Origin of the sequence: Parasphingorhabdus sp., from assembly GCF_039939955.1 — a bacterium.
GTDB lineage: Bacteria > Pseudomonadota > Alphaproteobacteria > Sphingomonadales > Sphingomonadaceae > Parasphingorhabdus.
Window position 1 is genome coordinate 273,017 of record NZ_JBDVHS010000005.1, and the last position, 18,793, is coordinate 291,809.

Sequence of the window (18,793 nt, forward strand, 5' to 3'; positions counted from 1 at the left end):
CGTGCGCGGGCAAATCTAAATCGGGAGCAGAAACCGGTCTCCGGCGCGATGTTCGTGCCCCTGAACCTTGACGAGGTATTTGTCCGCATTGGATAATTTTCCAATATGGGTCATTGCAAATTTCTCACAATCGCGGCAAACACGATACAGGTTCGCTAGATTTGGGAGAAATATTCGGTGAATCTATCGGCCATCCTGTCATTTTTTTCGATCCTGCTGCTGGGACTGGGTGTCTTTCCGGCGGCTGTCGCTGCACAACCATTGAAGCGTGCGGGCCCTGTCTCGGGACAGATCGCCGCGACCAAAGGCGGTGAGCAGGCGACTTTGCTTCCGCGCAAGGTTTGGCGAAAAGCTGTTGTCCAACAGGATCTCAAGGCAGGCGATATTTTGCGGACCAATGCCGCCGGTACGCTAGCAATTGTCTTTGCGGATGGCACCCAAGTTCGCCTGGGACGGAACTCAGTCATGGTCGTGCGGCGGGTGAGCAAGAGCGGGCCGTCCAGCCTGTCGCTCCAGCGCGGCCGTGCATGGGGACGTAGCCCACGGAAACGAAGCAATCTTACGATCGATACGCCATCGGCAACCGCGGCTATTCGAGGCACCGAATGGGCGATTAGCGCTGACCCTGATTCCAGCCAGTTGCAGGTCTTTTCTGGCGTGGTGGAACTGTCCAACGAGGCAGGGTCGCTGACCGTTCAGGCCGGGCAAGCGGCATCGGTTTTGCGCGGTCAGGCACCGACAAGGACGGTGTTGGTCAATCCGACAGGGCGCGAACAGATGCTTTATTTCGTCAGTCTTGCAGATGGGTTGGATCTGCTTGGCAATGAAAGCGAAACCTTCAACAGCGCGCGTCAGCTCGCGGCTCAAGGGGAATGGCAGGCCGCCTCGCGCATGTTTGGCAATTTGACCACGTCCAATGATCCGGCAGATCGCGGAGCAGGTGCCTATGGCTATTATGTTTCGGCTGTGCAGCAAGGGGAAGAGCCGTCACCACCAGAACTGGACGGGACGGCCGAGAGCTATCTCGCACGGTCTCTCATTGCGGCTTATGATGGTGACTTACGCGCGTCACAACATATCGCGGAAGAAGGACTGAAGGCATTTCCGGATGTTGTTCCGCTTTATCAAGCCAAGGCCGATGTAGAGGCATTGCTGGGGGATGCCGATGCGGCGATTGCCACCACCGCGATGGCCCGCACTGCCTTTCCGACCAATGTGGCTCTGGTGATAAGCGAGGCCAATCTGTTGCGCGATTATCGCGGCAGTCCCAAAGCGGCGCGCGATCTTGTGCAGCCGATATTGACGGCCGATCCGGACAATTTCTTCGCCCAGAAATCGCAGGCGAAAAACTGGATGGCCATCGGTGGGCTGAAAGAAGCGGGGGACCTCGTGACACAGGCGCTCACTGCAAAACCCTATGATGCCGAACTGGTCAGCATGCGTGCCGAGATATTACTCGCACAAAATAAATTATCTGCCGCCAAAGTAGAAATCGAGAAAGCTCTGGAGATGGACTCCGGCAATGCACTGGCGGGGAACGCATTGGCGCAATATTGGCGCCGCAAAGACCGGCAGGATGAAGCATTGACGGCATCGCTAGCCGCATCGGCCTACAATCCGGATTATGGCATGGGTTTTCTCGGTCTCGCGCAGGTTCAGCACGAATTGGGCGAGCCGGTCCTCGCCGAGCAGCAATTTGATACCGCAGATCGGCTTGATCCCTATAATCCGGCCATTCCTTTGGCCCGTACTGGCGTCGCCTTGCATGATTTTTCTGCCGATGACGCGATCCGCAATGCGCGCGAAGCATTGGACCGTTATCGCGCGCGGGGCGGGGAATATGTCAACTTGTCCGAAAATCGAGAAACCGGCAGTCTTGTGTCGCAAGCCTTCCGCTTTCTCGATCTGGAAGGATGGGGCCGCTATTATGCGGACCGTGTGTTCGACAGCTTCACGCCATCCAGCTATTTCGATCAAGCTATCAACCAGTCGCCCGGGCCGTTCCTGATCCGTGATGCTGATGGTAGCTACAACGCCCAGCAGGCAGAGAATTTTGATGCGCTTTCCAGTTTCTTGCAGGGCGTGGCGCTTGACCCGCTGAGTGTGGCCAGTTCCCAGCGGCGCTTGCGGTTCGATAACGGCAATTTTGTAGAGCCTCATTTCGGCGTCGCGATGCTGGATGAAAAACTGCGTAATCAGAAGACCATCAGCGGCGGACTCGACATGATTGTCGACACTCCGCTGCCCACCGCCATCTGGTTGCGCGGCGATTATAGTGATATTTCCGATCAGCGCCGGCGTCCCGATATCAGCCCCTTCTCACGCCGCCGCGGCGGCGACACATGGTCGCTGGAAACCTATGTCGGATTGGAGCTTAGTCCATCCGACAGCTTGGTAATCAACGGCGAGTTGAACAGCGACAGTAGCCAGTCCGAGACCAATGTCCTCGGCCTGATCAATGGTAATTTCGCACTTGAAGACGACCGCGAGGAGAACAATAATTTCCTGTTCGGACTGTACAGCCATGAATTTGGTTATCGCGATCAGCTGACCATCGGCGGCGGCTTTGGCAAATCCCAGCAGAATGTCATTTCGCTGGATATCAGCAGCACTCGTGCTTTCCCGGATCAACTATTGCAAAGCCGCGACCGGTTTTCCTATCTCAGCGCCAACTATGCCAAGGGCTTTGGCCCCCTGGACCTGCGGATTGGTGGAGAATGGAGCGATATACGCAGCAGCGTGACCAGCGCGGATTATGATTTCGCGCAAGATAGGATCGCACCGGGCGCACCGCCGGTCATCGAAGAGAGCCAGACGACAGAAGTGCGCGCCTATGCCGATCTGCGCTACCATCCGATAGAGACGCTCGTGGTTCAAGGGCAGGCGGAAGTGGTCGCGCGAACGGTTGATGATCGCACCACCCATCCATTTAACTGGCGTGTTGGTGCATCCTATGAGCCGATCGAGGGCCAATGGTTGCGCGCTGGCTTCATCCGTCAGAGCAGGGGCTTGTTCGATTTCAGCTTCCGCCCGGCTGCGGTCGTAGGTCTGCAGTCCAATTCTGCGCCCAGCTTTCGTCAGAGTCGGGGCGACAGCCTGATCTTCCGCTGGGAAGCCGAATGGTCCGATCATCTGTTTACCACGGTTGAATATCAGGACCAGCAACTGGAGGCGGTTCAATATGCTATTCCCGACCTGCCGGTCGATATTACAGGCTTTCCGGTATCGGTAAAACGGATCAGCGCCGAAGCCAATCTATGGCTGGGGGGTAATGTCGGATTGCGGGCATCATATGCTTATACCGAAAGCGCCATTGAAGGCGGTTTCGTTTCGGGCGACAATGTCAATCAGGCCATCGGTCCCAGTTTTGGTTGCGCCACGGAAGACTTGGGCTTCACCTTTGGCTGCACCTATGAACAGGGCGACCAATTGCCCTTCGTACCCGGTCATTTTGCCCGTGCTTCGCTGGTGTGGACCCTGCCTGTACCGACCCGGCTGAAAGCCACTGTATCGGGCAGCTATATCGGCGGACAGAATGACGATTTGGGGCTTGCTACGCAGGACGTGACTCTGGTCGATGCAAGGCTTGAATGGGAACCGCTTGATCGACGTTTGGCGATCAACCTGTCTCTGTTGAACCTGCTCGATAAAAAATATGACTCCGCGACCGACGTCGCCGCGCCACGATTGACAGTGCTCGCCGGCGCAAAGATCCGGTTTTAAATGAGCAAGCACTGGATCAACAATATGCCGGTTAAAAGCCAGAGCCTGTCCAGTGTCATGCTGGTTGTTGCCGCGGCCTTGATCATCGGTCTGCTGAGTCTGACCACCATCCTGCGCGATCTGGATGGACGCAGCTTTGACTATCTGTCGACGGCGGACCCGGTCTTACCCGAACAGCCGGGAATCACGCTGATCGCGATTGACGAACCCAGTATGGATGCCATCGGTCAGCAATGGCCATGGCCGCGCGCGCAGCACGCAGAGTTGATCCATCAACTGCGCAAAGCCGGGACCAAGGCCATCGCTTTTGATGTGGTTTTTGCTGAACCGTCCGATCCTGAGCAGGATCAAGCGTTGGTGGATGCAATGGGGCCGGACATCATCCTTGCTGCCGATGAAAGTCTGATTGAACGTCCCTATGGCAGCACCCTGGTGCGAACCGAACCGATGCCCGAAATGATTGAGGCCGGTGCCCGTTTCGGGATTGCGAGCCTGTCGATGGACAGTGACGGCGTGTTGCGCAACATGCCGCGTTATCCCGACGGTTTCATGGCGGCACTGCTGGAGCAAACCAGCGGAGAGACGGTGGCAGAAGGTGAGGCCTTGAAACGTATCCAGCATTTTGGTCCGGCGGGCAGCTATCCGACAGTCTCTTATTATCAGGCGCTAGATCCCGATAGTTATCTGCCGCCAGACTATCTGAAGGATCAAATCGTCTTGGTTGGCTTTGCCTTGCAGGCCAATGCTGACGTCGCAGCCGGTGGCATCGATGCTTTTGAAACGGCCTATACATTGCGCTCGCGCCAGCTAACGCCCGGGGTCGAGGTTCAGGCAACGATTTTTGACAATATGCGCGCCGGACTGTCGATCGGCAAATCACCCCGCTGGCTTTCGCTTGTGCTGATCGCCCTTGCTGCCGGACTTGCGCTGCTGGTTTCTCGCCCCAAGGCGCCTATGAAAAAGGCTTTGTTGTTGGCGGCGTCCTTGCTGGGGCTGATCGGTGGTTGCTGGCTATTGCTACAATTCGGACGGTTCTGGGTAGGCCCTGTGGCGCCGTCGGCGGCATTGATCCTGGGTGTGGTGGCAATTGCCACCCGTGATTTTGCCAGCGAACAGAAACGGCGGCGGGAAGTGCAAAATGCCTTTGGCCAGTATCTGGCGCCGGAAATGGTGCAGAAGATTGCGGATGACCCAAGCCTGCTCAATCTCGGCGGCGTAAGCCGGGAACTGACTATATTATTCTCTGATATTCGCGGTTTTACCTCGATTTCGGAGGCGATGCAGGATGATCCTCAAGGCTTGACCCGGATGATCAATGCGATCCTTACCCCACTTTCCAACATCATCCTCCGGCACGGCGGTACAATCGACAAATATATGGGCGATTGCGTGATGGCCTTCTGGAATGCGCCTCTGGATGATCCAGACCATGGCTTGCACGCGCTGGAAGCAGCGCGTGAGATGCTCGCAGAGATGGAGACCATCAATCGTGAGATTCAGGCGATGTTGCCGGATGGAGCTAATGTTCCGGTTATCCGGATGGGCATCGGTATTAACACCGGCACGTGCGTGGTTGGTAATATGGGTTCGGACCAAAGGTTCGACTATTCGGTGCTCGGCGACGTCGTCAATCTGGCCTCGCGCCTTGAAGGCCAGTGCAAAGATCAAGGCGTCGACATATTGATCGGAGAAGCTACGATGCGTGCGGCGCCCTCTTTGGCCTATAGGAAAGTCGCCGACATCCAGGTCAAAGGTCGATCGGCAAAAGAGGCAACCTATACGCTAAGCGATGATCGCTGACCCAGGGTAGAAAACAACAAAGCATCATCCTGTTCGCCATCCTGTCTTGACGCGCCAGATGCACTGAGCCATGCGCTGCCTATGCGATTTTTCTCTGATAATGCGGCGTCTGTGCACCCAAGGTTGCTGGAAGCACTGGTCGAGGCAAATGTGCAGGATACCGCCTATGATGGCGACGGCCTGACCGCTCGGTTAAATGGTGCTTTTTCTGATCTGTTCGAAACCGAGGTTGAAGCCTTGTGGGTGGCGACCGGCACGGCGGCCAATTCGTTGGCGCTGGCCGCGATGTGCCAGCCGCATCAGGGCGTCATCTGTCATAAAGAAGCCCATATCGAGCAGGACGAGGCTGGCGCGCCGGGCTTCTTCACCGGCGGTGCGAAGCTGATGCTGCTCGATGGACCGGGGGCGAAGCTTTCACCGGAAACTGTCGAAGCCCATTGCGCTGCCATCCGCGACGATGTTCATCAGGTCCAGCCTGCCGTCGTTTCAATCACCAATGCCAGCGAATATGGCATGGTCTATCGCCCCGATGAAGTTGCCGAGTTGTCAGCAGTCTGCAAAGCGCGCGGACTTGGCCTGCATATGGATGGCGCACGTTTTGCCAATGCGGTGGGGACTCTTGGTTGCGCGCCCGCCGATCTGACGTGGAAGGCGGGTGTCGATGCGCTGAGCTTCGGCTTTGTGAAAAATGGCGGGATGAGCGCCGAGGCTTTGATATTTTTTGACCGCGAACTGGCTGCCGACACCCATTATCGTCGCAAGCGCGCCGGGCATTTGCAGTCCAAGGGGCGCTATCTGGCGGCGCAGATATTGGCGATGCTCGACCATGACCTGTGGCTCGATAATGCGCGGGCTGCCAATGCGGGCGCGCAGATTATCGCCAATGCGGCGCGTGATCGGTTGCTCTATCCGGTTGAAGCCAATGAAGTCTTTATAAAATTATCTGCCGACGAAGCGGCGAAATTGCGCGGGCTTGGCTTTGATTTCTACGACTGGGGTGAAGGGCAGGCGCGGCTGGTGACCAGCTGGAACCAGAGTGCAGATGATATCCGCCCGCTTGCTGACGCGATCAACGCTTTATGAACGCGGGTGAAGGCGACGAAACTAGCGAACCGAGCCTTCTGACCCCACGCATCCTGATACCCTTCCTGCTGGTCTCGCTGATCTGGGGATCGACCTGGCTGGTAATCAAGGACCAGATTTCCGAAGTGCCGCCCAGCTGGTCGGTGAGCTACCGGTTCATCATTGCCGCTGCTGCAATGTTCATGCTGGTCGCCATCCGGCGCTTGCCATTCCGGCTCGACCGGACCGGCTATGTCTTTGCGGCTATCCTCGGGCTGTTCCAGTTCAGCTTCAATTTCAATTTTGTCTATTATGCGGAGCTGTTCATCACGTCGGGATTGGTCGCGGTATTGTTCGCGCTGCTGATGGTTCCCAACGCACTTTTCGGGCGCATTTTCCTGGGCCACCGGATATCACCTTCTTTTCTGGGCGGTTCGGCCATTGCCGGTGTCGGTATCGCGATGCTGTTCTGGCAAGAATATCGGATGTCTCCGGCCAGTTTGGAGCAGGTCTTGCTCGGCGCACTGCTGGCCTTCGGCGGTATAATATCGGCGTCGATTGCCAATGTCATGCAAGCCGGCGAGCGGCTCAAATCCTATCCGATGATCACGCTCCTTGCTTGGGCGATGCTCTTTGGCGCGCTGATCAATATCATGCTGTCGTGGATTACCGTGGGACCGCCAGTTTATGAAATGCGCGCGGCCTATTGGGGGGGGATATTCTATCTCGGCGTCATCGGGTCGGTCGTAACCTTCCCGCTCTATTTCTCGATGATCCGGGAAATCGGACCGGGCAAGGCGGCTTATTCCAGCGTGCTGGTACCGGTGGTGGCGATGATCCTCTCGACAATTTTCGAAGCCTATATGTGGACATGGCTGGCTGCGGGAGGCGCGATGCTGGCGATGGCGGGACTGCTGGTGGCGCTAAAGGCGCGCAAACCCAAGTTGCCGCGCGTTTCAGCCTGAATTTCAATCCAGCAGGGACTGTAATCCCGTTTTATAGTCCGGATATTGCGGTTGCCAATTCAGCAAGCGCTTGGCCTTGCCATTGGTGACCTGGCGGTTTTCGTCATAGAAACCCATTGCGGTTTTCGACAGATCGGCTTGCTCCAGTGACAGCAAAGGCGGGACCGCCATGCCTATCAGTCTTGCGGCATGGGCGACCACTTCATGCTGCTGCGCGGGCAGATCGTCTGTGACGTTATAGACGCCCGCCGGACCATCAAATGATGCTATCACAGCCGAAATAATATCGTCGACATGGATCCGGCTGAACAATTGCCCCGGCACATTGATCCGTTTGGCCTTGCCGTCGCGGACACGGGTCAGCGGGCTGCGGCTCGGACCATAGATGCCCGGCAGGCGGAAGACGCGTATATCGCCGCGTAATTCCTGCCAGTTCTGGTCAGCCGCGCTGCGCGCCTTGCGCCGACCCGATCCGATAGGCGCGCTTTCATCGACCCATGCGCCATCAACATCGCCATAGACGCCGGTGGAGGAAAGATAGCCGCTCCATTGCAGAGACGCGCTCCGGATCGCGTCCCCATAGCGCTCCAGCACCGGTTCGTTGCCCTCGCGGGTCGGCGGGACCGATGAGAGAATGTGTGTGGCCTCGGACAGGGCCGCTAAAACCGAGGCTTCATCGGCGAACGCAATTGCGCCATCCTGTGCTTCGCGGCGGGTGCCGGTCACGGTACAGCCGTCGGCGCGCAACCGCTCGGCGAGACGGTTGGCGGTATAGCCCATACCGAAGATCAGCATGCGGGCCATCGTCGGCTATTCTTGCTCTAGCGTGCCCGGATTGATCATTTCCGGATTCTCAACATTGTCGGCCTTCCACTGCATCGCCATGCGGACGCGGGTGGCGCCAGACGGATGGTCAAAGAAAAGCATCTCTTCCATCGGTCCCGGTTCAATCTTGCGATATTCGGACAGACGCATCGCCACTTTGGCAAAACCATCCGGTTCCTGGGCGCTGTCCAGACCGAATTGATCAGCATCGCTTTCATTGATCCGGATCAGACTGTTCAGCGCTGGAGTGGCGGCGAGGAAAAACAGTGTCAGGATCAAGCTGAGTATAGGAATGGCGGCGGGATCGGAGATGCTTCGTACACCCCATTTCTCACCATAGCGATCGATCAATCGAGGCGCGAACCGCGCAACAACAAACAGGCCGAGGCCGATGATCAGTGCGAGAATGAGCACTGTCCGCCAGGTATGGCCGAGCACATAATGACCGAGTTCATGGCCCATGACCGCGGCGACCTCTTCTGGGTCGGTGCGTTCTAGCAGATTGTCATTCAGCGAAATCCGGATCGTCGGTCCGATGCCGGAAACATTGGCTGATATCCGTTTGTGCTGCTTCGACTGGTTGAACACGTAGATATTCTTGGCGGGAATATCATATTCCGCCGCCATTGCGACAATCCGGTCGCGCATGGGGCCATCCGTCATTTCACTATAATCGTTGAACAGGGGCGAAATGAATACTGGTCCAAGCAGCATTCCGATGAACAGGAAGATGGTGATGACGCCGGTTCCCCATATCCACCATGTCTTGGGTGCACGCCGGATGACCGCCAAAATCGCCATGATCAGCAGCGGAAACATGATCAACGAAATGACGAGCCCGATCATCTGCTCGCCAAACCAGGCACCAAAATCCTGGTTCAGCAGGCCATATTGCCGCTCCCGGAAAAAACTGGTGTAGATCGTCCAAGGCAGGGTCAGCAGGAAACCGGCGATGATATAGGGGAGCGTGTAAAGCGCCGGTTGCAGCCATTTGCGGGCGGTAACCCGTTCGGCCCAGTCGCGGAAACGGGCCGAGAAACGCGATTGGAGAATGAGGAAGTCGACCAATATGCCGATCAAAGCGCCCCAAAGGATCAACCAGTAGCCGCCTTGGAAATAGCTGTTGGATTTTTCCAGCTCTTCGCCCTGCAAGGTATCAATATAGGCGCGACTGGCTTGTTCTACATCAAAGGCCGGTGCGCTGGATTGCGCGAAAACATTTTCCGCTGGCAGACTGGCGATCAGCGCGGCGGCGATACAAAGCATCAATATTCTGAACATAATCCACTCCCTTTGATCCAAGCCATAAACGCAATTGCGCGGGGTGCAAATGGCTCTTATGGCAAGGCCCATGCTTGATATTCAAAAAACCGCCAATTCCGAAATGGCTGATGCCGCTCCGGCTCCGGCCGACCCGGCCACTATCCGCCGTGAAGATTACCGCCCGCCGGCGTGGTTCATACCGCAGGTCGATCTTGACTTTGATCTGGATCTGACACGGACGTTGGTGCGTTCGAAATTGGACGTCCGGCGTTCGGAAAGTGCAAAGCTGGACGAGCCGTTGGTGCTGCAAGGCGACGATATTAGCCCGACCGCCGTCAAAGTGGACGGCGCGCCATTCACCGATTGGACGCTGGTCGAGGGCGATCTGGTCCTGCCGCTAACCGGTGCGGCCCACGTCGTCGAGATTGAGGTCGAACTGGATCCTTCGACCAACACCCAGTTGATGGGCCTCTATGCCTCCAACGATATGCTGTGCACGCAATGCGAGGCGGAAGGATTCCGCCGGATCACCTTCGCGCCCGATCGCCCCGATGTGTTGAGCCGCTATCAGGTGCGGATGGAGGCTGACAAAGCAAAATTCCCCGTGCTTCTGTGCAATGGAGACAAGGTCGCTGAAGGCGATGGAGAAAATGGTCGCCACTGGGTGCAATGGAATGATCCTTGGCCAAAGCCGAGCTATCTTTTTGCGCTGGTTGCCGGTGATTTGGTCGCGAATAATGATAGCTTCACAACTTGTTCCGGTAAACCGGTCGAGCTGAATATCTGGGTACGCGACGGCGATCTTGATCGCACCGGTCATGCCATGCAGGCGCTCAAAGACTCGATGCGCTGGGATGAAGAAACCTATGGTCGCGAATATGACCTCGGCCTGTTCAACATTGTTGCGGTTAGCGATTTCAACATGGGGGCGATGGAGAATAAGGGGCTGAATATCTTCAACTCCCGCTATATTCTCGCGGACCCCGAAGTTGCCACGGACGGAGACTTTGATGGCATTGAAGGCGTTGTTGCGCATGAATATTTTCACAATTGGTCGGGTAACCGGGTCACCTGCCGCGACTGGTTCCAGCTCAGCCTGAAAGAGGGCTTTACTGTGTATCGCGATCAGAGCTTCTCTGCCGATATGGGCTCTACTGCGTTGAAACGGATTGAGGATGTGCGCATCTTGCGGGCGGCGCAATTCCCCGAGGATGCTGGTCCGCTGGCCCATCCCATCCGGCCGGAAAGCTATCAGGAAATCTCGAATTTCTACACCGCGACCGTCTATAACAAGGGCGCGGAAATCATCCGGATGATGCATACGCTGATGGGGTCGGAAAATTTCCGCAAGGGCACCGATCTCTATTTCGACCGGCATGATGGTGAAGCGGCGACTTGCGAGGATTTTGTCACTGCGATGGAAGAAGGTGGTGACATTGATCTCATCCAGTTCCGCAAATGGTATGAAACGCCCGGTACACCACGCGTGACCGTGAAAATGTCCCACGATCCTCAAACCGGAACCGTGACGATCCAACTCAATCAGAAAATCGCGCAAAATGGTGAGGCGCCAAAAGCGTCGGAGCTACTCATTCCTCTGCGAGCCGCGCTGCTCGATCCGGAAACCGGTGCGCATCAGGGTGAACAGCTGTTGCTGCTGGAAAAGGCAGAGCAAAGCTTTGCGCTCGAAGGCTATACCGAGCGCCCGATCCTGTCGATCAATCGCGGTTTTTCGGCGCCCATCATATTGGACAGTAACCAGACTGCTGAGGAGCTGGCCTTCCTGTCGGCCCATGATGACGACCCCTTCGCCCGGTTCGAAGCGATGCAGCAGCTGATGACCAATTATCTGACCGCGAAGGTCTCGGGTACGCCGGTCGACCGGGATATCATCCTGCTCGCGGTGGCGAAAATACTGGCCGATCCATCGATTGACCCAGCTTTTCTCGCGGAGCTGATCCAGTTGCCCAGCGAAGCTTTTCTTGGCGACCAGATGGTTGAAGTCGATCCGCAGGCGATCCACGAGGAACGCGAAAAATTGCGCGGCAAGATCGCGGTGCAATTCGAAAAGCAATTCCGCAAATTGTACAAGAGCTGCTGGCCGGGTGAATTTTCGCTGGATGCCGAGGCGCGTGGGAAGCGCAAATTGCGCAATGTGACCTTGGGCTATCTCGCGGCCTCCTTTGCCGAAGATGCAGCGGAGCTCGCCTTTGACCAATATCGTGAGGCAGACAATATGACCGCCATGCAGGGCGCTTTGGCCATATTGTCCAATCTGGATTCGGAAGAACGAACCGCCGCCTTTGATGATTTCTACAAGAGATTTAAAGACAATGCGCTGGTTCTTGATAAATGGTTCAGCTTGCAGGCGATGTCGCAGCGCAAGGATGCGTTGAAACGGATCGACAGCCTGTCGCGTCATCCAGACTTCACCCTGTCCAATCCCAATCGCGTGCGTGCACTCTATGGCGCTTTCACCGCCAATGCGGTCCGCTTCCACGATCCGTCTGGCAAGGGTTATCAGATGATTGCCGATATGGTGATCGCGCTGGACAAGCAGAATCCGCAAACCGCGGCGCGCTTCATCCCGCCGCTCGGACGCTGGCGGCGCTATGAACGCGGACGGTCGGAACTGATGCGGCTGGCGCTGGAAAAAATCGCGGCGCAACCGGATCTGTCGAAAGATGTTGCCGAGCAGGTGCACAAAAGCCTTGCTTGATATCACGACCTCTCCTCTGCTCGACGGCGCGAAACACGGTTTTCTCGGCCGGGCAGGGGGCGTCTCAGAGGGTATTTATGCGGGGCTGAATATTGGTCTGGGCAGCGATGATGATCGCGAAATCATCATCGAAAACCGTCGCCGTGCGCGCGAGGGCGTGCTTTCAGGCAGCGAACTTGTAACTGGATATCAGGTCCATGGCGCGGACGTCGTGACGGTGACCGGCCCTCTGGAAAAGCGCCCGGAAGCGGATGCGATGGTGACCGACCGGCCGAACCTGTTGCTCGGCATTTTGACCGCCGATTGTGTGCCGGTGCTGTTCTATGATCCGCAGGCCCATGTCATCGGTGCGGCCCATGCGGGGTGGAAGGGCGCTCTGGCTGGCGTGACCGATAACGTGCTCACGGCGATGGAAGCACTCGGGGCGGATCGCGAAAATATTGCCTGCGCCATTGGTCCGTGCATTGGGCAAGCAAGCTATGAAGTCGATGCAGCCTTCCGGGCGCGGTTTCTGGAGGCCGATGACGCCAATGACCGTTTCTTCGCAGCGGGTAAGCCGAACTATTTCCAGTTTGATATTGAGGATTATGTCGCGGCACGGCTGCGTGCTGCGGATATCGCGAAGATCGATAAATTGAGTCTTGATACCTATGCCCACGAGGACCGCTATTTCAGCTATCGCCGCTCCTGCCACCGCGATGAAGCGGGTTATGGAAGACAGATTTCGCTCATTGGTCTTGCAGATTAATATTGATTTCCGCCGTCACCCCAGCGAAGGCTGGGACCTAAACCGAACAGGTCGCTAAGAACGATCGGTCGGTTTCTGGAGGAGCAGGAGAGGGCATGAACGCACAACGTATCGGTCTTTGGGCGGGGCTCAGCGGATTCATTATCATGCTGCTTGTTCCGGCTCCGGACGCCATGGGGACACAGGCCTGGCACGTCGCCGCGCTGACCCTGTTGATGGCGACCTGGTGGATGACACAGGCGGTGCCGCTGACGGCGACCGCATTGCTGCCGTTCTTGGCACTGCCGATGATGGATGTGATGACCGCCAAGGAAGCCGCAAGCCAATATTATTCGCCGATTCTGTTCCTTATTCTGGGCGGCGCGTTTCTGGCGTTGGCGATCGAGCGGGTCGGCCTCCACAGACGTCTGGCGCTAGCGATTATCGGGCTGTCGGGGAAAAGCGCGTGGGGCATATTATTCGCTTTCATGATTGCGACCGCGCTGCTCAGCATGTTGATTTCGAACACTTCCTCGACCCTGATCATGATCCCTATTGCCTTGGCGGTATTGGTCGCTGGCGGGGTTGGTGAAGGCGAAACCGAAGGCTTTGCCGGGGCTCTGGTTATGGGCGTGGCCTTTGCTGCATCCATTGGCGGCCTAGGGACCTTGGTGGGCAGTCCAACCAACGCGATTGCGGCGGGCCTGATCAACAAAACATTGGGCATGAATCTTGATTTTCTCAGCTGGCTGAAATTCGGTCTGCCGATTGTGATCATCGGTATCCCGGTTCTGGCGGGCATACTCATCGTCGTGCAGAAAGTCGGTCGCCATAGTTTTGACGGCGTAAAAGCAAAGGCCGCTATTGGTTCGCCGGGCGCATGGAGCCTGCCGGAGAAACGCCTGCTACCGGTTGTCGCAATTGTTGTGCTGGGCTGGCTGTTTCTGCCGCAGATCAAAGCCTTCTTCCCCGCCGGTGCGTTGCACGATGGCAGCGTCGCGATTGTCGGTGGTTTGTTGCTGTTCATGCTGCCCGATGGCACGGGGCGGCGCCTATTGAACTGGGACGAAGCGGACCGTGCGCCGTGGGGCGTTATCATGATGTTTGGTGGCGGACTGGCGCTTGCGGGCGGGATCATCGAATCCGGACTGGCGAGCTGGCTGGGTGGCGCGCTGGAGCCTTTGAAAGCAGTCCCTGTGTTGGTTATCGCGATTGCCTTGGTCGCGCTGGTTATCTTGGTCACAGAATTTGCATCCAATGTGGCAACCGCCAGCGGGATCATGCCGGTGGTTGCCAGTCTGATCCTCGCCACCGGTGTCGATCCGGTGCTGCTTGCCGTACCTGCGGCAATGGCGGCCAGCTGGGGGTTCATGCTGCCAAGCGGAACCGGACCCAACGCAATTGCTTGGTCGACGGGGCATATCAAGCTACCGAAAATGTTGAAATCTGGTTTCTTGCTCGATCTCGCTGGGATCCCGATCATCATTGGCTGCATTTGGATGGTTTCAGTTGTAACCAGTTAGCTTTTCGGGCATGATATTCTCCAGACTCAATCGGTGTGGAGAACTAGAATATGGCGAAGCAGAATGATCCAACGGCGGCAGTGCCAGTTACGCGCAGAATGCCGAAAGCACCGATTGACGAAATTGGTGGCCGGAAGCTGAAGCCCGCTACTTTGATGATGGGCCACGGTTATGATCCGGAGCTTTCCGAAGGGTCGCTTAAGCCGCCGATTTTCCTCACGTCGACGTTCGCGTTTGAAAATGCTGCTGCGGGGAAACGCTTCTTTGAAGGGATTACCGGCAAACGGCCGGGTGGAACCGACGGTCTGGTCTATTCGCGCTTCAACGGCCCCAATCAGGAAATTCTCGAAGACCGGCTGAGCATCTGGGACGAGGCTGAGGATGCGCTGGTCTTTTCCAGCGGCATGTCGGCGATTTCGACGGTGCTGCTCGCCAATGTCAATCAGGGCGATGTCGTGGTCCACAGCGGGCCGCTCTATGCCGCTACCGAGACATTGATCAACAAGATACTCGGCCGCTTTGGCGTCAGCTTCCTAGACTTCCCGGCGGGTGCGCGCCCGTCCGAAGTTGCCGCGTTGCTCGAAAAGGCCAAGGAGCAGGCGGCGGCCAATGGCGGAAAGGTCGCGATCATCTATCTGGAAAGTCCGGCCAATCCGACCAACGCGCTGGTTGATATCGAGGGTGTTGCCGATGCTCGCAAACAGGTCTTTGGTGAAGAAGGTGCGCCGCCCATTGCTATTGACAATACTTTCCTCGGTCCGCTCTGGCAGCAGCCGCTGAAACATGGCGCGGATATCGTCATCTACAGCCTGACCAAATATGTCGGCGGCCATAGCGATCTGGTCGCGGGCGGCGTGCTTGGCAGCAAGGCACATATGGACCCGATCCGCGCGATCCGGAACACCATTGGAACGATCTGCGATCCGAACACCGCCTGGATGCTGATGCGCAGTCTCGAGACGCTGGAACTGCGGATGACCCGTGCCGGTGAAAATGCCGAAAAAGTCTGCGCCTTTCTGCGCGATCATCCCAAGGTCGAGGGGCTGGGGTATCTCGGCTTCATCGAGGATGAGAGCCAGAAGGATATTTATGCCCGCCATTGCAGCGGCGCCGGGTCCACCTTCTCGGTCTTCATCAAGGGCGACGAGGCAGAAGCCTTCCGGTTCTTAGACGCGATGAAGATTGCCAAGCTCGCGGTCAGCCTTGGCGGTACCGAAACGCTGGCCAGCCTGCCGGCCGCGATGACCCATATTTCGGTCCCCGACGAGCGCCGCGCCGCACTCGGTATCACCGACAATCTGGTACGTATCTCTATTGGCGTGGAAGATCCGGATGATCTGATCGCCGATTTTGATCAGGCGTTGGCAGCGGTTTGATTGGGAGCTCTGTCCTAGCAGTGGAGCATCGGTATTAGCGCCAGTCGACGATTTTCCATCCGCGTGCTTCCGCCAATCGCCGCAATTTCGGGGATGGCGTGGTTGCGATGGCCTCGTCGGCCCATTCCAGCATTGCCTTGTCGCTGACATGGTCAGAATAGGCACGGACGTGGGCTTTTTCACGCTGCCATCCCTGCTGTTTGAATAGCGCCTCGATCCGTCCGATTTTTGCATCATCATAGCAATTTTCACCCAGGATCTGCGGCAGTACATGGCCTTCGCTGTCGACTGCGAGCTGTGTGCCTATTGCATGGTCGAATTGAAGACGGCGGGCGATGGCATCGGCATATAGCTCGTAGGATGCGGTCACGAGAACGAGCTTTCGTCCGTCGGCGCGATCGGCCTCAATCTGGTCAATCGCTTTCAAGTGGCGATTGGACTGCAGAACTTTCTCGGCAAACCGATCAATATGCGGTTGCAAGACCGAAAGTTTCGGCGCGCTGCCTAAGAACATCCTCTGGTTAGTAGTTTTCAATTGTCCGCGGTTGATCAGCTTGAGCCCGTACGCGATGAAGGCAAACGGCGATAGCATTAGGAAAATCAAACGCCATGGCGCCCGTGCCAGCATCATATGAAACAGAAATGGCGTATAGGTCCCGCGGACGGTAATCGTCCGGTCCATGTCGTAGAGCGATATTTTCTGCATGACGTCCCGAATTTCTGCTTTCCGGGACCCATAGCATCCTGAGTAGAAAAGGGGCAAATATATGGCCCTTTTAATCTCTTGAGCTTTGCTGGAATTTCCGTCACCTATAGAGGTGATGTCGATGCCCAGCGATTTTGTCGAAGATACAGCCGAAAACGGAGCGGTTACGCTGCGTTTTTCTGGCGATCTTTCGATTGCCTGCGTGGGCGATTTGCCAGAGCGTTTGCGGGATTATGCCGGTGAAGCGACGCGGCTGGATATATCCGATACGGGCTATGTCGATACGGTCGGCGCTTGGTTGATCCATCGGACGGCGCGGGACTGGGAAGCAGAGATTGTCGGTGCCGATGATGAAGCACAAAGGCTGATTGCAGCGGTTTCCGGGGTTGATCAACCAACGGATATCCGTCCGGAGGTAGGCCATCCTTTCAAGCGAATATTGGGCGATATTGGCGAAGCGACGACGCTTGCCTTCACCACATTGACCGGATTGGTTGGCTTTTTCGGCGCAATCGTGGCGGGCTTCGTGCGGCTGGTCCGTCACCCCAGCCAGATACGCTGGAACGCGGTGATCCAGCGCTTTGATGTTGTTGGCGTTCGTTCGCTTGGCATTATCGGGTTGATGAGCTTTCTGATTGGTCTGGTGATTGCGCAACAAGGCGCGGTGCAGCTTCGTCAATTTGGCGCGGAAGTGTTTACCGTCAATCTGGTCGGGCGTCTGACATTGCGCGAATTGGGCGTATTGATGACCGCGATCATGGTAGCGGGGCGGTCGGGTTCAGCCTTTGCCGCGCAGCTGGGCACGATGAAACTGACCGAAGAAATTGATGCCATGCGCACCATCGGGGTGTCGCCGGTGGAGGCCCTGGTTCTGCCGCGTTTCATCGCCGCTGTGTTCATGCTGCCCTTGCTGGGCTTCTATGCCTCGGTCGTCGCAATCATTGGTGGAGGACTGCTGAGCTGGGTTGAGTTGGATATTCCGCCTGCAACCTTTTTTGCCCGTATCCGGGAGGTCGTGCCGCTGACGGATGTCTATGTCGGTCTTGTGAAAGCACCGGTGTTCGGAGCGATCATTGCCGTGACCGGTTGTTATCAGGGGATGCAGGTCAAGGGCAATGCCGAGGATGTCGGCAAGCGGACAACGGCCGCGGTGGTTCAGGCAATTTTTCTGGTCATTGTTCTCGATGCCTTTTTTGCGGTCTTCTTTACCTGGATCGGATGGGACTGATGCTCGAACCCAAGACCCTAGCCTATGATCCCGATTATGAAGGCCCGATTGTGAGCGTCCAAGGCCTGCGCAATGCTTTTGGCGAGCAGGTGGTGCACGACGGTCTGGATCTCGATGTGCATCGTGGTGAAATTATTGGCGTCGTCGGCGGTTCTGGTACCGGTAAGTCGGTATTGATGCGCTCGATCATCGGACTACAGACACCCGAAGAGGGCGAAGTCAAAGTGTTCGGTGAACAGATATTGGGAAAATCCGATGCCGAGACGATTGAAATCCGAAAGCGCTGGGGCGTGTTGTTCCAAGGCGGCGCGCTATTCTCAACGCTGACGGTCGCGGAAAATGTGATGGTGCCGATCCGCGAATTCTATCCGGAAATGGACCGTAATTTCCGGCGCGAGGTCGCCAAATATAAAGTCTGTCTTTCCGGACTGCCGCCGGATGCCGCTCCCAAATATCCATCCGAACTATCCGGCGGGATGCGCAAACGCGCTGGCATAGCGCGGGCGCTCGCGTTGGACCCAGAATTGTTGTTTCTGGATGAACCGACGGCGGGACTGGATCCGATTGGCGCTGCGGCATTCGATAATCTGATCAAGGAACTGCAGCAGACACTGGGGCTGACGGTATTTCTAATCACCCATGATCTTGATACGCTTCATGCCATATGTGACCGGGTGGCGGTGCTCGCCGACCAGCGTGTCATTGCCGTTGGCACAATCGACGAACTGCTTGCGCTCGACCATCCGTGGATACAGGAATATTTTAACGGGCCGCGCGGCCGAATGGCCTCTGCGGGAAAGAAGGCGTCGGCATGAGAATAGTGAACCCGATCAGAGAATTGTTGCGGCTGGCTGCAGCGCTCGGCATAGAGGTGAA

13 protein-coding genes are annotated in these 18,793 nt (G+C 56.9%); 10 read left to right on the forward strand and 3 right to left on the reverse strand.

Features of this window, described 5'->3' with window-relative positions; genetic code table 11:
- Positions 1-177 precede the first annotated feature (177 nt).
- The 4 genes from ABJG22_RS06575 to ABJG22_RS06590 all read left to right on the forward strand — a co-directional run bounded on the left by ABJG22_RS06575 (position 178) and on the right by ABJG22_RS06590 (position 7,550).
- Positions 178-3,723 carry a FecR domain-containing protein gene (locus ABJG22_RS06575; protein WP_348019455.1) on the forward strand — a complete coding sequence of 1,182 codons (3,546 nt, stop codon included), beginning with the start codon at positions 178-180 and terminating at the stop codon, positions 3,721-3,723.
- A complete protein-coding gene (locus tag ABJG22_RS06580) occupies positions 3,724-5,523 on the forward strand; it encodes an adenylate/guanylate cyclase domain-containing protein (RefSeq protein WP_348019456.1) in 1,800 nt (599 codons plus the stop codon).
- An 81-nt stretch (positions 5,524-5,604) separates the two neighbouring features.
- Positions 5,605-6,606 (forward strand): low specificity L-threonine aldolase, encoded by a 1,002-nt coding sequence (locus tag ABJG22_RS06585; protein WP_348019457.1) that lies wholly within the window; start codon positions 5,605-5,607, stop codon positions 6,604-6,606.
- Positions 6,603-7,550: an EamA family transporter gene (locus ABJG22_RS06590; RefSeq protein WP_348019458.1), complete on the forward strand. Its 948-nt coding sequence runs from the start codon at positions 6,603-6,605 to the stop codon at positions 7,548-7,550. Before ABJG22_RS06585 ends, ABJG22_RS06590 begins: the two co-directional genes overlap by 4 nt.
- A gap of 3 nt (positions 7,551-7,553) precedes the next feature.
- Here the strand turns inward: ABJG22_RS06590 and ABJG22_RS06595 are convergent, their stop codons facing one another.
- Together ABJG22_RS06595 and ABJG22_RS06600 are read right to left on the reverse strand one after the other, a co-directional pair.
- A complete protein-coding gene (locus ABJG22_RS06595; RefSeq protein WP_348019459.1) occupies positions 7,554-8,354 on the reverse strand; it encodes an SDR family NAD(P)-dependent oxidoreductase in 801 nt (266 codons plus the stop codon).
- Between the two features lie 6 nt (positions 8,355-8,360).
- Positions 8,361-9,656 (reverse strand): M48 family metallopeptidase, encoded by a 1,296-nt coding sequence (locus ABJG22_RS06600; RefSeq protein ID WP_348019460.1) that lies wholly within the window; start codon positions 9,654-9,656, stop codon positions 8,361-8,363.
- Positions 9,657-9,759: 103 nt separating this feature from the next.
- Here ABJG22_RS06600 and pepN point away from each other — a divergent pair, with 103 nt between their 5' ends.
- The 4 genes from pepN (at position 9,760) to ABJG22_RS06620 (ending at position 15,983) form a co-directional block, all read left to right on the forward strand.
- The gene (gene pepN, locus ABJG22_RS06605) at positions 9,760-12,357 is read left to right on the forward strand and encodes an aminopeptidase N (RefSeq protein WP_348020313.1); all 2,598 of its coding nucleotides are present in this window, start codon (positions 9,760-9,762) and stop codon (positions 12,355-12,357) included.
- Positions 12,323-13,105: a peptidoglycan editing factor PgeF gene (gene pgeF / locus ABJG22_RS06610; protein WP_348019461.1), complete on the forward strand. Its 783-nt coding sequence runs from the start codon at positions 12,323-12,325 to the stop codon at positions 13,103-13,105. Before pepN ends, pgeF begins: the two co-directional genes overlap by 35 nt.
- 95 nt (positions 13,106-13,200) lie before the next feature.
- Entirely contained in the window at positions 13,201-14,607 is a 1,407-nt protein-coding gene (locus ABJG22_RS06615; protein WP_348019462.1) for a DASS family sodium-coupled anion symporter, read from the forward strand.
- Between the two features lie 50 nt (positions 14,608-14,657).
- Positions 14,658-15,983: a cystathionine gamma-synthase family protein gene (locus ABJG22_RS06620; protein ID WP_348019463.1), complete on the forward strand. Its 1,326-nt coding sequence runs from the start codon at positions 14,658-14,660 to the stop codon at positions 15,981-15,983.
- A gap of 34 nt (positions 15,984-16,017) precedes the next feature.
- Here the strand turns inward: ABJG22_RS06620 and ABJG22_RS06625 are convergent, their stop codons facing one another.
- Positions 16,018-16,689 carry an HAD-IB family phosphatase gene (locus tag ABJG22_RS06625; protein ID WP_348019464.1) on the reverse strand — a complete coding sequence of 224 codons (672 nt, stop codon included), beginning with the start codon at positions 16,687-16,689 and terminating at the stop codon, positions 16,018-16,020.
- Positions 16,690-16,804: 115 nt separating this feature from the next.
- Here ABJG22_RS06625 and ABJG22_RS06630 point away from each other — a divergent pair, with 115 nt between their 5' ends.
- Both ABJG22_RS06630 and ABJG22_RS06635 read left to right on the forward strand, forming a co-directional pair.
- Entirely contained in the window at positions 16,805-17,917 is a 1,113-nt protein-coding gene (locus tag ABJG22_RS06630; RefSeq protein ID WP_348019465.1) for an ABC transporter permease, read from the forward strand.
- Complete coding sequence (locus ABJG22_RS06635; protein ID WP_348019466.1) at positions 17,917-18,732, forward strand: ABC transporter ATP-binding protein; 816 nt, start codon at positions 17,917-17,919, stop codon at positions 18,730-18,732. The genes ABJG22_RS06630 and ABJG22_RS06635 overlap by 1 nt, the downstream gene beginning before the upstream one ends.
- The last annotated feature ends 61 nt before the right edge of the window (positions 18,733-18,793 follow it).

Coding starts and splice junctions, on each gene's coding strand:
- ABJG22_RS06630 (WP_348019465.1), top strand. CDS start 16,805: ATGTCGATGCCCAGCGATTTTGTCGAAGATACAGCCGAAAACGGAGCG.
- ABJG22_RS06585 (WP_348019457.1), top strand. CDS start 5,605: ATGCGATTTTTCTCTGATAATGCGGCGTCTGTGCACCCAAGGTTGCTG.
- ABJG22_RS06615 (WP_348019462.1), top strand. CDS start 13,201: ATGAACGCACAACGTATCGGTCTTTGGGCGGGGCTCAGCGGATTCATT.
- ABJG22_RS06595 (WP_348019459.1), bottom strand. CDS start 8,354: ATGGCCCGCATGCTGATCTTCGGTATGGGCTATACCGCCAACCGTCTC.
- pgeF (WP_348019461.1), top strand. CDS start 12,323: ATGTTGCCGAGCAGGTGCACAAAAGCCTTGCTTGATATCACGACCTCT.
- ABJG22_RS06600 (WP_348019460.1), bottom strand. CDS start 9,656: ATGTTCAGAATATTGATGCTTTGTATCGCCGCCGCGCTGATCGCCAGT.
- ABJG22_RS06590 (WP_348019458.1), top strand. CDS start 6,603: ATGAACGCGGGTGAAGGCGACGAAACTAGCGAACCGAGCCTTCTGACC.
- ABJG22_RS06625 (WP_348019464.1), bottom strand. CDS start 16,689: ATGCAGAAAATATCGCTCTACGACATGGACCGGACGATTACCGTCCGC.
- ABJG22_RS06635 (WP_348019466.1), top strand. CDS start 17,917: ATGCTCGAACCCAAGACCCTAGCCTATGATCCCGATTATGAAGGCCCG.
- ABJG22_RS06620 (WP_348019463.1), top strand. CDS start 14,658: ATGGCGAAGCAGAATGATCCAACGGCGGCAGTGCCAGTTACGCGCAGA.
- pepN (WP_348020313.1), top strand. CDS start 9,760: ATGGCTGATGCCGCTCCGGCTCCGGCCGACCCGGCCACTATCCGCCGT.
- ABJG22_RS06580 (WP_348019456.1), top strand. CDS start 3,724: ATGAGCAAGCACTGGATCAACAATATGCCGGTTAAAAGCCAGAGCCTG.